Raw genomic sequence first — 13759 nt, 5'->3', positions numbered from 1 at the left:
TGACGTTGTAATCGACCACCCGCTTTACCGGCACCAAGACCTTCATCGATCCTCTTTCACTCAATTTGGGAGGGGGTTATCAACTGGCGCGGAACCTAAAGGCCTGATCCGGCCCGGTCAACGCGCGAAGGGGCCAAATTTTAGATCGTAGAAATGCGCTGCTCAATGGGTCAGCGATTCTGCCCGGGAACCCAGAGCACGTCGCCTGCACCATTGTGGTTCGCCGCCCTGCTGGCCACGAACAGGAAGTCCGACAGACGGTTCATATACTGAATACCAGCGGCGCCGACGGGCTCGCCGGGTTGAGCCGCGAGTTCCACCATCACCCGTTCCGCCCTGCGGCATATCGTACGCGCAACGTGGAGATGTGCGGCCACGGGCGTGCCTCCCGGCAACACGAAGGATGTGAGCGGAGCCAGCTTCTCGTTGAGCACGTCGATGTCGCGCTCGAGCCGCTCGACCTGGCTCGCCACCACCCGCAGGCGTTCCGCGTTGCCCTCGCGCTCCGGCACCGCGAGGTCGGCGCCGAGATCGAACAGATCATTCTGGATGCGGCCGAGCATCGCGTCGATCTCGGGGGCATCCCTGGTGTGGAGCCGCACCACGCCGATCGCCGCATTGGTCTCGTCGACGGTGCCGTAGGCCTCGATGCGCAGATCGTATTTCGGACGGCGCTCGCCCGAGCCGAGCGCTGTCGTGCCGTCGTCACCGGTCTTCGTATAGATTCGGTTGAGCACGACCATGTTCAGCGCCCCATCGCCCAGACGGCCAGCATGGCGATGACGATCGCCACGAATTGCAGCAGCACGCGCAAGCGCATCAGCTTCTGCGAGGTATTGGGCGAGCCGCCGCGCATCATGTTGACGAGACCCAGCAGCAGAACGAGCGCCACGGCGCCGGCTGCCACCGGCAGGATGAAAGTACTCAGGAGAGATGCCATTGTCGGTAGATAACACCGTGCGCGGCGCTCCGCCATCTCCCCGCCTCGTCATTCCCGGCTTGCGCCGTGCGCCCCGAAACGGCGCGAGAGGAACGGCGCGAGAGGAACAGCGACCGCCTGCGTGATCTGGCTTTTGAGCCAATAATATCAGAAGCTGGCCGCATGACTTCTGATTTGCGTCCGTCGCCGGCTTCCTTCGTCGCTGCTTCCCGTTTGCGGGGACAGGCCGGAATGCACGCGCAGCGGGGATTGCAGGGGACGGGGCGCTCCGGCCGATCACGCCGTCGCTGCCCCTGCGGAGAGCGCCCATCAGCTGCCGCGCGCGGGCCGAAGACGACTGCAAGCAGGTTGAGAGCAACCGGGCTCTGGGGCAGGCTGTGAAGGCAATCCGCTACATCTACGTCGTCGTGATGGACGCCTTCTACACGTTCCTCGCCGACGACGGCTGGGCGATCGCCAGTCACATCGCCCTCTCGACCCTGATGGCGTTGTTCCCGTTCTTGATCGTGCTGACCTCGCTCGCCGGCTTCTTCGGGTCCAAGGAACTGGCCGACCAGGCCGCCGGGCTGATGCTCCAGGTCTGGCCGAAGCAGGTCGCCGATTCGCTCTCCGGCCAGATCCACGACGTTCTCACCACCACCCGCTCCGGCGTGCTGACGATCGGCGCGGTGCTGTCGGTCTACTTCGCCTCGAACGGCGTCGAGGCCCTGCGAGTCGCTCTGAATCGCGCCTATGCTGTGGTGGAAATGCGGCGATGGTACTGGCTGCGGCTGGAATCCATCGGCTACACGCTGGTCGCGGCCTTCACCGCGCTCGCCATGGCATTCCTGATCGTGCTCGGCCCCCTCATCATCGAGGCCACCCGGCGTCACATTCCCCTGTTCGTCGAATCCAACGAGAGCATTCTCACCTGGCTGCGCTACGGCATCACCATCGGCGCACTGGTCGTGGCGCTGTTCATCCTGCATGCCTGGTTGCCGGCGGGCCGCCGAGGCTTCCTCCAGATCCTGCCCGGCATCGTCTTCACCATGGTGGCTTCGCTGATCTCCGGCATCGTGTTCGGCCAATATCTGGCGCGCTTCGCCAACAACTACGTGACGATGTATGCGGGGCTCGCCTCGGTGATCATCGCGCTGGTGTTTCTGTATTTCATTGCCGCGATCTTCGTCTATGGCGGCGAGCTCAACGCCGCGATCATCAAGTCGCGACTTCCTCACGGCGTTTCGCTTCAAGCAGCGCAGTCGCTAAGGCCCGCGGAGAAACAGGCTTGACCAGGAAGGCGTCGGCGCCGGCTTCGCGCGAGGCGGCCTCGTCCTCGACGCGGCCGGAGACGCCGATGATCGGGATCCGGGCAAGTTGCGTCGGCATGGTGCGGATCCGCCGGATGGCCTCGACCCCGTCGATGCCCGGCAGCACCATGTCCATCAGCACCACGTCGAAGGCCCCCTTGGCGAGCCGATCCACGGCGTGCTCGCCGCGGCCGATGAACTCGGCATGATGTCCGAGTTCGGTCAGGATCGTGTTGAGCACGACACGGCCGAACGGATTGTCCTCGACGCTCAGCACGCGCAGCGCCCCGGTCGCATCCGCCTCGCCATTGCGCTTCGACTTGCGGGTCCGGCCTGATCCCGTCGCGTCCAGCGATACCGTGAGCGTGAAGGTGGCACCGCCGCCGCTGCGCGGTGCGACCGTGATGTCGCCGCCCATCGCGCGCGCCAATTGCTTCACCGAGGACAGGCCCAGTCCGGCGCCGCCGAAACGCGAGGCGATGGTGACATTGGCTTGCGTGAACGGGCGGAATAGCCGCTTGATCTCGGCCATGGTCAGACCGATGCCGCTGTCCGACACAGCGAAGGCGACGCCGACCTTGCCCTTGTCCGTCGTGCCGGCGCTGCCCTTGCCGGGACGCCAGGGAGCGACCGCGAGCGCCACCCCGCCCTGCTCGGTGAACTTGACGGCGTTGTCGATCAGATTCTCGAGCGCGGCGCGCAGGCGGACGGGATCTCCGACCACCAGCCCGGGGAGTTTTTCCGAGATCTCGACCTGGGCCTGAAGCCCCTTGGCCGCCGCACGTCCGGCAAGCGAGTCGCCGGCGTGACGAGCCAGCGTCCGCAGGTCGAACAGGTCCTGCCGCAGCACGCTCGCACCTTTTCCCGAGCGCGCCGCGTCCACGAACAGTGTCGCGAGGCTCGCGAGGTGCTCGGCGCCGGCCTTGATGGTGTCGGCCCAGCGGCGTTCGCGTTCGCCGAGATCGGAGGTCGAGAGCAGATCGCTGATCGCCAAGATTCCGGTCAGGGGGGTGCGGACCTCGTGCGCGAAAGCCGCCAGCGCGGCCTGGACCACGTCCGGCGCAGCGGCCTTGACAGTGCGCTTGCGCCCGTTGCCGCCCGTCACGGTCCGCTTCCCAGCCGGCGGCCGCCGCCCGGACGCCCGCGTGGTGCGCGCTGAACGCGTTTTCGCCGCCATAAATCCCCTTCGAGGTATCCCCTTCGAACCCCGGCCTCAGGGGAAGCATGGCACGGAGGAACCCTCGGAGTCACGGCGACGTTTTGCTAAACCCCAGAGAAACTTAACCTAATCCCACCCTGCGGCGGATACTGGCGGGGGTGGCGCCGGCGGCCCGGAGCTCCCGCAGGCCGGTGGCGCGGGTCGACTTCGACAGCTTCCCGCCCGCCTCGTCGCGAATGAGGCGGTGATGGCGATAGGTGGGTTCCGGCAAATCCAGCAGCACTTGCAGCAACCGATGGACCGACGTGGCTTGAAACAGGTCCTGCCCGCGCACCACTTCGCTCACGCCTTGGAGCGCATCGTCGACGACAACAGACAGATGATAGCTCGTCGGCGTCTCCTTCCGGGCCAGGATCACGTCACCCCAAGCCTCGGGTTGGGCGGGGATATGCCTCGGCATGTCATCCGGGCCTTCGCCGAGTTCCCGCCAGGACAGGCCGCCGACGCGGCGGCAGGCGGCCGCCATGTCCAGCCGCAGCGCGTAAGGCGCACCGGCGTCGATCAGGCGAGCGCGCTCGCCGGCTGACAGCGACCTCGCATCGCCGGGATAAAGCGGCGCGCCGTCCGGATCGCGCGGCCACGGGCCATCGGCCTCACGCGCTGCGACCAGCCGCGCGATCTCGGCGCGGCTCTCGAAAGAGGGATAGACGAGACCATGCGTGGCTAGCTTTTCCAGCGCCGCACGATATTCGGCGAGGTGCTTCGACTGCCGGCGAACCGGCCTTTCCCAGTCGATCCCGAGCCAGCCGAGATCCTCGTAGATGGCTGCCTCATAGTCCGGACGGCAGCGTGTCGCGTCGATGTCCTCGATCCGCAGCAGAAACGCCCCGCCGCTCTCGCCTGCCCGATCGAAGTTCAGCAGCGCGGAATAGGCGTGGCCAAGATGCAGGAAGCCGTTCGGGCTCGGAGCGAATCGGAAAACGGGCGGCATGAGTTCTCGGTGTATTCGTCATTGCCGGCCTTGACCCGGCAATCCATCTTCCAGGACTCTGTTACGACAGAAGTTGGATGCGCGGGTCAAGCCCGCGCATGACGGGTTGAACCACGATGACGATCCACCTCGAAACCCAGGCCGATCTCGAAGAGGCCGTCCAGACGCTGATCAAGCGCGATCCGCGCCTGAAGCCCGTGCTCGACATCGCCGGCATGCCCGCCTTGCGGCGGCGGGAGCCGGGCTTCACGGGGCTCGCGCACATCGTCTGCGGGCAGCAGCTTTCGACCGCGAGCGCCGGTGCGATCTGGGGACGGCTGTCCGCCGCCTTCGATCCGTTCGACCATGATGCCGTGCGCCGCGCGCGCGCCGACCGGCTCGGGCGGCTGGGCCTCTCCGCCGCGAAGATCAAGACCTTGAAGCATCTCGCGCGCGAGATCACCGCGCAGCGTCTGAACCTCGACGTGCTCGCCGAAGAGGACGCCGACGCCGCGCATCACACGCTGGTCGCGCTGCCGGGCATCGGGCCTTGGACGGCGGACGTCTATCTGCTGTTCTGCCTCGGTCATGGCGATGCCTGGCCGGCGGGCGATCTCGCTGTGCAGGAGGGGATCAAGATTGGCCTCGGCCTTCAGGCGCGGCCGACGGAAAAGCAGATGGCGCCGCTGGCCGAACCATGGCGTCCCCTGCGCGGCGCGGCCGCGCATCTGTGGTGGAGCTACTACCGCGCGGTGAAGAAGCGCGAGGGCGTGCTGACCGCCTGACGCCGCCGAACGGCGTTTAAAACTATGTTGCTGTTGCCAACGGCGCGCGCGTGATCGATCAGATGCCGGCACGGACAAAAGCCGGGATTACCATGATGACAGCCACCGACTTCATTGTTGCGCGTGACGATTTCGAAACCTGCAGGACGATCGCCACCACGCTTCCGGATGGCGATGCCCTGCCGCAGGACGCCTTGCTGGTGAAGGTCGACCGCTTCGCCCTCACCGCCAACAACATCACCTATGCGGTGCTCGGCGACGAGCTGAAATACTGGCAGCTTTTTCCCGCACCGAACGGCTTCGGCAACATCCCGGTGTGGGGCTTTGGCGAGGTGATCGCATCGAAGCATCCGCATGTTTCCGTGGGAGAACGCCTGTTCGGCTATTTACCGATGGCGACGCATCTCGTCATCGAGGCGACCGACGTCAGCAAACGCGGCCTGCGGGACGGTGCCGCGCACCGGCAGGGCGTGGCGCCGGTCTACAACGCCTATGCGCGCGTCGGCGATGATCCCGCCTATGCCGGACGACAGGGCGATTACCAGGCGCTGCTGCGGCCGCTGTTCATGCTGTCGTTCCTGGTCGACGACTTCCTGGCCGAGCACGACGATTTCGGCGCACGCACCGTGCTGCTCTCGAGCGCATCGAGCAAGACCGCGTTCGGGCTTGCGCATCTCCTGCACGCGCGCGGCCGCAACGTGATCGGATTGACCTCGCCGGGCAATACCGGCTTCGTCACATCGCTCGGCTGTCACGACGCGGTCGTCACCTATGACCGCGTGACGTCGCTCCCCTCGGATGCACCGGTGGCCTTCGTCGACATGGCCGGTAACAGCGCGTTGCGTGCCGATCTGCATCGGCACTTCGGCGACCGGATGAAATGCTCGGTACGCGTCGGATTGACGCATCGTGCCACCGATGCCGACGAGGCCGACCTGCCAGGCGCGAAGCCGCGCTGGTTTTTCGCTCCCGACCAGATCCGGAAGCGCGCCAGGGAATGGGGCCCAGGTGGCATCGAACAGCGCTTTGGCGCGGCTTGGTCCGGTTTCTCGCCGCGGTTGGAGAGCTGCCTGACCATCGTCGAAAGCTGCGGACCCGAAGCGGTGCGGCGTGTCTACCTCGACACCCTGAAAGGGCGCATTCCGCCTGAGCAGGGCCACATGCTCTCACTGCTCGGGTAAAGCGCTTTTGGTGTCCATGGAAGCAGTATAGCCTCGACCGCAGAGGAAACGCCGCGAAGACGGCCACGAGGTCGCGCATGCTGGACCGGACCAAGGACATTTCCATATCCGCGCAAACCTGGCTCGACGAGTTCGAGCGTGCGCTGAGCCAATCCGATCGCACTGCGCTCGCTCCTCTGTTCCTCGCCGACAGTTTTTGGCGCGATGTGCTGGCGTTGAGCTGGAACCTGCAGACGATCACCGGCGGCGAAACGATCGCGCGCGCACTGACAGCGCTTGCGCCGGGCGCCGCGCCGCGCAGTTTCAAGATCGCGGCGAACCGCGCCCCGCCGCGCCGGGTAACGCGCGCCGGCAGCGACAACATCGAGGCGATCTTCAATTTCGAGACGGCGATCGGGCGCGGCAGCGGCATCGTGCGGCTCGTGCCCGACGGTACCGACGGCGATCGCCTGAAGGCGTGGACGCTGCTCACCACGCTCGATGAACTCAGGGGATTCGAGGAACAGCTCGGCACGTTACGGCCGCGTGGCCAGGCCTATTCGCGCGACTTTCGCGGACCGAACTGGCTCGACCTGCGCAACGCCGCGCGCGACTATGCCGATCGCGATCCCGCCGTGCTGGTGATCGGCGGCGGCCAGGCGGGCCTTGCCGTCGCCGCGCGCCTGAAGCAGCTGAAGATCGACACGCTGATCATCGACCGCGAGGCGCGGATCGGTGACAATTGGCGCAATCGCTACCATGCGCTGACCCTGCACAACCAGGTGCAGGTCAATCATCTCCCCTACATGCCGTTCCCGCCGAACTGGCCGACCTACATCCCGAAGGACAAGCTCGCGAACTGGTTCGAGACCTATGTCGAGGCCATGGAGCTGAACTTCTGGACCGGCACTGAGTTCGAGGGCGGCGCCTACGATGATACGAAGGGCCACTGGACGGTGACCTTGCGCCGCGCCGACGGCAGCGAGCGCACCATGCATCCGCGTCACGTCGTGATGGCGACCGGCGTCAGCGGCATCGCCAACATGCCGGACATTCCGAGCCTCGGTAATTTCAAGGGTACCCTCGTTCATTCCAGCCGCTACGAGGACGGCGAGAACTGGCAAGGCCAGCGCGCCATCGTCATCGGCACCGGCAACAGCGGTCATGACATCGCGCAGGACCTCCACTCCAGCGGAGCCCAGGTGACGCTGGTGCAGCGCGCGGCCACGCTGGTCACCAATATCGAGCCCTCGGCACAGCTCGCCTACGCGACCTACAACGAGGGTACGCTCGAGGACAACGACCTGATCGCAACTTCGATGCCGACGCCGCTCGCGAAGAAGACCCACGTGATGCTGACCGAGCAGTCGAAGGAGCTCGACAAGGAGTTGCTCGACGGCCTTCGCCGCGTCGGCTTCAAGCTCGACTTCGGCGATGCCGGCACCGGCTGGCAGTTCAAATATCTCACCCGTGGCGGCGGCTACTACTTCAACGTCGGCTGCTCCAACCTGATCGTCGAGGGCGCGATCAAGCTGAAGCAGTTCTCCGACATCGAGGGCTTCGTCGCCGAAGGTGCGCGCATGAAGGACGGTTCAACCGTTCCGGCCGACCTGATCGTGCTTTCGACCGGCTACAAGCCGCAGGAATATCTGGTGCGGAAGCTGTTCGGCGATGCCGTCGCCGATCGCATCGGTCCGGTTTGGGGCTTCGGCGACGGCCTCGAACTGCGCAACATGTATGCGCGCACCCGGCAGCCCGGCCTCTGGTTCATCGCCGGCAGCCTGGCGCAGTGCCGGATCAACTCGAAATATCTCGCGCTGCAGATCAAGGCGATCGAGGAAGGAATCTTGGGGCGCGAGCTGGGCGCAGCTTGAGCCTCTCTCATCATTGCGGGCGCGACGGAACACCGAAGGGAGGGAACAACCCATGCCAGCCATTCTCGGCACCGGCGAACATCGCTATCGCGTCGTCGACAATTTCGCAAAGCTGCCGGACGGATGGACGCTGACCGACGTTGCCTCCGTCGCGGTCGACAGCAAGGACCACATCTACGTCTTCAACCGCGGCGCCCATCCGATGGTGGTACTCGATCGTGAGGGCAATTTCCTGCGCAGCTGGGGCGAAGGACTGTTCTCCCGCGCGCACGGCCTGCATATCGATGCCGACGACAATCTCTATTGCACCGACGACGGCGATCACACCGTGCGCAAATGCACCACCGACGGCAAGGTGCTGCTGACCATCGGCATCCCCGAGAAGCCGTCGCCGTTCATGAGCGGCGATCCCTTCCACCGCTGCACCCACACCGCGCTGTCGCCGAAGGGCGAGATCTACGTGTCCGACGGCTATGGCAATGCGCGCGTGCACAAGTTCACGCCCGACGGCAAGCTGATCAAGAGCTGGGGCGAGCCCGGCACCGATCCCGGCCAGTTCAACATCGTGCACAACATCGCCGCCGATGCCGACGGCTGGGTCTATGTCGCCGATCGCGAGAACCATCGCGTGCAGGTGTTCGACGGCAACGGCAGATATGAGACGCAGTGGAACAATCTGCACCGCCCTTGCGCGCTGTGCTGCTGCGGCGGCGGCAAGAGCCCGACCTTCGTCGTGGGCGAGCTTGGCCCCGGCATGGCGGTCAACCGCAGGGTGCCGAACCTCGGCCCGCGGCTGTCGATCGTGGACGCCAAGGGAAAGCGCATCGCGCGGCTCGGCGGCGAGGAAGGCCCCGGCGTCGGAAGCGGCAAATTCCTGGCCCCGCACGGCATCGCGCTGGATTCGAAAGGCGACATCTATGTCGGCGAGGTCGGCGTCACCGACTGGAAGAGCAGCTTTCCGGACGAGGAGATGCCGGCCTTCGTGCGCGGCACGCGATGCCTGCAAAAGCTGGAGCGGGTGCGGGATTAGCGATACGGCGCGGGAGTATCGGCACGCGCCGTCATGCCCGGGCTCGACCAGGGCATCTATGTTTTTGCCCACGTGCCACTGCCCGTGGATGGCCGGGTCAGGCCCGACCATGACGACGGCGAGAGCGCAGCCGCCCGCCCCTACTCAACCTTGATCCCCGACGCCTTGATGATCGGCCACCAGCGCTCCGCCTCTTCTTTCTGCCAGGCGCGCAGCGCATCCGGCGATTGCTGCTGAAGCGGCGAGACCTGGATGCCGAGTTCGCCGAAACGCTGCTTCACTTGCGGACTCGCGAGGATCTGGACCATGGCCGCGTTGAGCTTCGCGATGATGTCTTTCGATGTTCCCTTCGGCACCCACAGGCCGTACCAGAGCGAAGCGGAATAGCCGGGCACGCCGGCCTCATCCGCGGTCGGGATGTTCGGCCATGACGGCGAGCGCACCTTGCTGGTGACGGCAAAGGTCCTGATGCTGCCGGCACCGACCAGCGCCTTGAAGTTCGAGGCCGGTTCGATCATGGCGTCGATCTGTCCCGCGATGAGGTCCTGCATCGCCGGACCGTTGCCGCGATAGGGCACGAACTGGAAGGAGGTGCCGGTCTCCTTCTGGAATGCGATTCCGGCGAGATGACCGGTGGCGCCGACGCCGGCGATGCCGATCGGCGCCTTGTCGGGATTGGCCTTGAGCCACGCGATCAATTGTTTGAGATCATCGGCCGGCAAATCCTTGCGGCCGACGATCAGCAGCGGTTCGCTTCCGATCAGGATGACGGGTTCGAGATCGCGCAGCAGGTCGAACGGCAGCGCATAGAGCCCGCCGGTCAGCATGTGCGTGGTCGAGGTTCCGATCGACAGCGTATAGCCGTCTGCGGCCGCGCGCACCGCTCGGCCGACGCCGAGCGACCCCGCCGCACCGCCGGCATTCTCGATCACCATCGGCTGCTTCAGCACCGCGTGCAACTGCTCGCCAAGGAAACGCGCGAGCGTATCGGTCGCACCGCCCGCCGGGAACGGCACGATGATGGTGACGGGGTGCGTTGGATAATCGTCGGCGACGGTGCACCGAATCGTCATCGCGCCGAGCACGGCCGCACCAAGCACACCTGAGGCCAGCACAGCGAGCCAGCTTCGCATGGATCCCCCCAAATCGCGGCGTTTTTGAGCTTTTTGCCACCCCGCCGCCGCATTGCTTGCAGCTGAATAAGTCGCTCGACAGGCTTCACAATCCCGTCACGCTGCATGTAGTATGTCAACACATGCTGCTTCGCAGCGTACGTTGGAGGCCGGGAGCGTTACTTGAACGCACATGTCTCGCAAGGCAGTTGGCCGGTGTTGGTGCTGAATGCGGACTTCCGGCCGCTAAGCTACTACCCGCTGTCGCTGTGGTCCTGGCAGGACGCGATCAAGGCGGTGTTTCTCGATCGCGTCAACATCGTCGCACATTACGATCAGGCGGTGCGAAGTCCGACGCTGGAAATGCAACTGCCGAGCGTGGTCTCGCTCAAATCCTTCGTCAAGCCGACCACCCATCCCGCCTTCACCCGTTTCAACGTCTTCCTGCGCGATCGTTTCGCCTGCCAATATTGCGGCTCGCCCGACGACCTGACCTTCGATCACATCATCCCGCGCAGCAAGGGCGGCCAGACCACCTGGGAGAACGTGGTCGCGGCCTGCTCGCCCTGCAACCTGCGCAAGGGCAATCTCACGCCGGCACAGGCCAGGATGTTTCCGCGCCAGACCGCTTTCGCGCCGACCGTGCACCAGCTCCACCGCAACGGCCGCCTCTTCCCGCCGAACTATCTGCACGATAGCTGGCTCGACTATCTCTACTGGGATACGGAGCTGGACCCGTAGGAGCGGCGCCACTGCGGCGGCGATCACGCGGCCGGAACGCGGGCTGGTCGATCTCGCGCCGCCGCGAGACGGGGCCTTCACACCCCGAAATCCCGCCCGGCTCGTTACCGTCCCTTAAGCCTCTGACGGCAATCTCTGGCGGTTCTGGCGGGCGTCCCGGCCCACCGCTCCGAGGTCGCCAATCCATGTTCGCCGAGACGTTGGAACAGATTCAGTCGTCGCCGTCGAAACGAGCGATCTACGTGCGTTTCGTACTGACGGTCTTGACCGTCATCGTGGTCTTCAAGACCTTCTGGTTCGCCCGCTGGGGGGCCTGGCAGGGGCGAGAGCTCGCCGACTTCGATGCCTTTCATATCGTCGCACAGCGGATATGGCTGGGTGATCTGGACCAAGTCTATCATTTCGACGCACTCCTGAAGATGCAGATGGAGGCGTCCGGCGGCATGACCGGCTTCATGCCCTGGACCTATCCACCGCAGTTCGGGCTTTTGCTCGCGCCGCTGGCGTTTCTGCCCGTAGGCATCGGCTACCTCCTGTTCACGGCGGCAACACTCGCGCTCTACCTAGCGACGCTGCGCAGGATCGCCGGCAACAATTTCGCGCAGGTGCTCGTCGTCCTGTTTCCGGCGCTGGCGATCACCATCGGCTGTGGACAGAACGGCTTTCTCACGGGTGCGCTGATCGGCGTCGTCTGCCTCAATTCGGACAGGCGCCAGATACTCGCCGGTCTGGCGCTGGGCGCGATGGTGATCAAGCCGCATCTCGCAATCGCCGCGGGGGTGTATCTGCTGGCCGCGCGGCGCTGGACAGCACTGGCCACGGCCATGGCTGTCGTTCTCGCAAGCTCCCTGCTCTGCACGCTGCTGTTCGGATGGGAGATCTGGACCGCGTGGCTCGGCGCCATCAGGGAATCGGCCAGCTTTCTCGAACAAGGATTCTATCCGCTGTTCCGCATGGTCTCCGGCTACGCCGCGCTATACAAGGCCGGCGCGCCGCCGAGCGTTGCCTTCTGGGGACAGGCTGCCATCGCGGCGCTCGCGCTGCTTGCCGTCGTGCTCGGCGTCGTGCGCGCGATACCGCCGGCCGCGGCCCTCGGCATCACCGCGATGGTCTCGGTGATGATCAGCCCCTACGCCTATGATTACGACCTGCCCATTCTGGGAATTGGCCTCGCCCTGCTGCTGCCCGATCTCGCGAGAATGGCCAGCCCCCGCGAGCGCGGCCTCATGTATGGGCTGATCCTGTTCACGGGTGCCTACGGGCTGCTCCAGTCGGCGCGCCTCGCCGTGCAGTTCGGGCAAAAGGCCGACTTCAACCAGCACTTCGCGCCAGCGATCGCCGGCTTCACACTGGCGGCGCTGCTCGCCCTGCTCTTGAGGATGCTGCTGCGCGGAGCGCTTACGCCCGCTGCAATGCCAGCGTCACACCGCCAAGCGTGAGCGCCATCGCTCCTAACTCGCGCAGGCCCAGCGGCTCACCCAGGATGATGGCGGCCGACACCACGCCGATCACCGGAACGATCAGCATGCCGGTCGAAGCCGAGGTCGGCGGCAGGCGGCGGAGCGTCTCGAACCAGGTGACGTAGCAGAGTCCCATCGGGATCAGCGTCATGTAGACGAAGCAGCCGAACCCCAGCGGCGTGATCGCCGTGTAGCTCGGATGCTCGAAGAGCACACCAAGGACCAGCATCGCGGCGCAACCGAGCCCGACCTGCCAGACCACGACAACCAGCGGCGGCATCGGCAGCGGCTTGCGGTTGAGCACATTGCCGAGCGCGAACAGGATGGCGCAGAACAGCGCGAGGACAATGCCGAGCAGCTTGCCGGCACCGAACGAGAAACCGTTTCCGCCGAGGAGCAGTGCCACGCCGGCGATGCCGAGCATGAGACCCAGGATGTCGCGAACGGTCGGCCGCGTGTGCAGGACCGGCCAGGCGAACAGCATGGCCCAGATCGGCATGGTGTAGGCGAGCAGAGCGCCCTCGCCCACCGTCACGTATTTCATGGCGACGGTGCCGAGCCCCATCCACGCGAAGACGTTGGTGAGGGTCGCAAACAACAGCCGGGGAATCGCCTCGCGCGGAACGGCGAGCGACTCCTTCCGGCTTAGCGCCAGCGTGGCGAGGATGGACGCGGCGCAGACCCCGGCGAGCCCGCGCGCGAACAGGGGCGGCCATTGCTGCAGCAACAGCTTCATCAGCGGCCAGTTCAGCGCCCAGCCGACGGCCGTCACACCGAGGCAGAGAAAGCCGATCGTCCTGTCGCGCCGCGATTCCATCGAGAGATCGATTAGCAGGCGACCGCGGCTCGCTCCACCTCGGCTGGCGCATGCGGGCCATGGCGGAAGGTGGAACCCAAAGCGGGAATATCCGTTCAGAGAGAACGTCGCGCGGGTTCGGCAGGCGCTTTCCAGGTGTGAGACGAATGCCGACCGCCCGGCACCAACCGAGGGGAGACCCGTCATGCCCGCAGCCGAGAAGGATCACGTCTACAAGATCCTCGAACTGGTCGGATCGTCAGAGACATCGATCGAAGATGCGGTCAAGAACGCGATCGGCCGTGCCTCCAAGACCATTCGCGACATGAAATGGTTCGAGGTTGTTCAGACCCGAGGCCACATCGAGAACGGCACCGTACGTCACTACCAGGTAACGCTGCGGGTCGGCTTCACGCTGGAAGGCTGACACCGGTCTCTTGGGG

General features: G+C 65.5%; 14 protein-coding genes. 8 read left to right on the top strand and 6 right to left on the bottom strand.

Annotation, left to right across the window (positions count from 1 at the left end; genetic code table 11):
• Nucleotides 1–170: 170 nt before the first annotated feature.
• Both QM712_RS22320 and QM712_RS22315 read right to left on the bottom strand, forming a co-directional pair.
• A complete protein-coding gene (locus QM712_RS22320; RefSeq protein ID WP_415025305.1) occupies nucleotides 171–743 on the bottom strand; it encodes a cob(I)yrinic acid a,c-diamide adenosyltransferase in 573 nt (190 codons plus the stop codon).
• A 2-nt stretch (nucleotides 744–745) separates the two neighbouring features.
• Nucleotides 746–940, bottom strand: coding sequence for a twin transmembrane helix small protein (locus QM712_RS22315; protein WP_415025304.1), 195 nt, complete (start codon nucleotides 938–940; stop codon nucleotides 746–748).
• Between the two features lie 377 nt (nucleotides 941–1317).
• Here QM712_RS22315 and QM712_RS22310 point away from each other — a divergent pair, with 377 nt between their 5' ends.
• Entirely contained in the window at nucleotides 1318–2211 is an 894-nt protein-coding gene (locus tag QM712_RS22310) for a YihY/virulence factor BrkB family protein (protein ID WP_415025303.1), read from the top strand.
• Here QM712_RS22310 and QM712_RS22305 read toward each other — a convergent pair.
• Complete coding sequence (locus QM712_RS22305; protein ID WP_415025302.1) at nucleotides 2138–3406, bottom strand: ATP-binding protein; 1269 nt, start codon at nucleotides 3404–3406, stop codon at nucleotides 2138–2140. The two genes, QM712_RS22310 and QM712_RS22305, sit on opposite strands and share 74 nt — an antisense overlap.
• Before the next feature lie 103 nt (nucleotides 3407–3509).
• A complete protein-coding gene (gluQRS, locus tag QM712_RS22300) occupies nucleotides 3510–4379 on the bottom strand; it encodes a tRNA glutamyl-Q(34) synthetase GluQRS (RefSeq protein ID WP_415025301.1) in 870 nt (289 codons plus the stop codon).
• A gap of 116 nt (nucleotides 4380–4495) precedes the next feature.
• On the opposite strand from gluQRS, the gene QM712_RS22295 reads away from it, so the two are divergent.
• From QM712_RS22295 to QM712_RS22280, 4 genes are all read left to right on the top strand, one after another.
• Nucleotides 4496–5143: a DNA-3-methyladenine glycosylase family protein gene (locus QM712_RS22295; protein ID WP_415025300.1), complete on the top strand. Its 648-nt coding sequence runs from the start codon at nucleotides 4496–4498 to the stop codon at nucleotides 5141–5143.
• A gap of 95 nt (nucleotides 5144–5238) precedes the next feature.
• Nucleotides 5239–6324 carry a DUF2855 family protein gene (locus tag QM712_RS22290; protein ID WP_415025299.1) on the top strand — a complete coding sequence of 362 codons (1086 nt, stop codon included), beginning with the start codon at nucleotides 5239–5241 and terminating at the stop codon, nucleotides 6322–6324.
• A 77-nt stretch (nucleotides 6325–6401) separates the two neighbouring features.
• Nucleotides 6402–8177 (top strand): flavin-containing monooxygenase, encoded by a 1776-nt coding sequence (locus tag QM712_RS22285; protein WP_415025298.1) that lies wholly within the window; start codon nucleotides 6402–6404, stop codon nucleotides 8175–8177.
• A gap of 52 nt (nucleotides 8178–8229) precedes the next feature.
• Nucleotides 8230–9207, top strand: a complete 978-nt coding sequence (locus QM712_RS22280) for a peptidyl-alpha-hydroxyglycine alpha-amidating lyase family protein (protein ID WP_415025297.1) — start codon at nucleotides 8230–8232, stop codon at nucleotides 9205–9207.
• A gap of 140 nt (nucleotides 9208–9347) precedes the next feature.
• Here the strand turns inward: QM712_RS22280 and QM712_RS22275 are convergent, their stop codons facing one another.
• Nucleotides 9348–10340, bottom strand: coding sequence for a Bug family tripartite tricarboxylate transporter substrate binding protein (locus QM712_RS22275; protein WP_415025296.1), 993 nt, complete (start codon nucleotides 10338–10340; stop codon nucleotides 9348–9350).
• Nucleotides 10341–10502: 162 nt separating this feature from the next.
• Here QM712_RS22275 and QM712_RS22270 point away from each other — a divergent pair, with 162 nt between their 5' ends.
• Together QM712_RS22270 and QM712_RS22265 are read left to right on the top strand one after the other, a co-directional pair.
• Nucleotides 10503–11060: an HNH endonuclease gene (locus QM712_RS22270; protein WP_415025295.1), complete on the top strand. Its 558-nt coding sequence runs from the start codon at nucleotides 10503–10505 to the stop codon at nucleotides 11058–11060.
• 242 nt (nucleotides 11061–11302) lie between these two features.
• Nucleotides 11303–12499 carry a glycosyltransferase family 87 protein gene (locus QM712_RS22265; RefSeq protein WP_415025294.1) on the top strand — a complete coding sequence of 399 codons (1197 nt, stop codon included), beginning with the start codon at nucleotides 11303–11305 and terminating at the stop codon, nucleotides 12497–12499.
• Here the strand turns inward: QM712_RS22265 and QM712_RS22260 are convergent.
• A complete protein-coding gene (locus QM712_RS22260; protein ID WP_415025293.1) occupies nucleotides 12459–13337 on the bottom strand; it encodes a DMT family transporter in 879 nt (292 codons plus the stop codon). The two genes, QM712_RS22265 and QM712_RS22260, sit on opposite strands and share 41 nt — an antisense overlap.
• 184 nt (nucleotides 13338–13521) lie before the next feature.
• On the opposite strand from QM712_RS22260, the gene QM712_RS22255 reads away from it, so the two are divergent.
• A complete protein-coding gene (locus QM712_RS22255) occupies nucleotides 13522–13743 on the top strand; it encodes a dodecin (RefSeq protein WP_415025292.1) in 222 nt (73 codons plus the stop codon).
• Nucleotides 13744–13759 lie beyond the last annotated feature (16 nt).

The organism is Bradyrhizobium sp. (genome assembly GCF_047605465.1).
GTDB lineage: Bacteria > Pseudomonadota > Alphaproteobacteria > Rhizobiales > Xanthobacteraceae > Bradyrhizobium.
Note: the sequence above shows the minus strand (reverse complement) of the source record. Positions and strands in the feature narration are given on the sequence as shown.

Excerpts from the sequence above, each read along its gene's own strand:
- QM712_RS22305 (WP_415025302.1), bottom strand. The coding sequence starts at position 3,406 with ATGGCGGCGAAAACGCGTTCAGCGCGCACCACGCGGGCGTCCGGGCGG.
- QM712_RS22275 (WP_415025296.1), bottom strand. The coding sequence starts at position 10,340 with ATGCGAAGCTGGCTCGCTGTGCTGGCCTCAGGTGTGCTTGGTGCGGCC.
- gluQRS (WP_415025301.1), bottom strand. The coding sequence starts at position 4,379 with ATGCCGCCCGTTTTCCGATTCGCTCCGAGCCCGAACGGCTTCCTGCAT.
- QM712_RS22260 (WP_415025293.1), bottom strand. The coding sequence starts at position 13,337 with ATGGAATCGCGGCGCGACAGGACGATCGGCTTTCTCTGCCTCGGTGTG.
- QM712_RS22295 (WP_415025300.1), top strand. The coding sequence starts at position 4,496 with ATGACGATCCACCTCGAAACCCAGGCCGATCTCGAAGAGGCCGTCCAG.
- QM712_RS22315 (WP_415025304.1), bottom strand. The coding sequence starts at position 940 with ATGGCATCTCTCCTGAGTACTTTCATCCTGCCGGTGGCAGCCGGCGCC.
- QM712_RS22290 (WP_415025299.1), top strand. The coding sequence starts at position 5,239 with ATGACAGCCACCGACTTCATTGTTGCGCGTGACGATTTCGAAACCTGC.
- QM712_RS22285 (WP_415025298.1), top strand. The coding sequence starts at position 6,402 with ATGCTGGACCGGACCAAGGACATTTCCATATCCGCGCAAACCTGGCTC.
- QM712_RS22255 (WP_415025292.1), top strand. The coding sequence starts at position 13,522 with ATGCCCGCAGCCGAGAAGGATCACGTCTACAAGATCCTCGAACTGGTC.
- QM712_RS22280 (WP_415025297.1), top strand. The coding sequence starts at position 8,230 with ATGCCAGCCATTCTCGGCACCGGCGAACATCGCTATCGCGTCGTCGAC.
- QM712_RS22320 (WP_415025305.1), bottom strand. The coding sequence starts at position 743 with ATGGTCGTGCTCAACCGAATCTATACGAAGACCGGTGACGACGGCACG.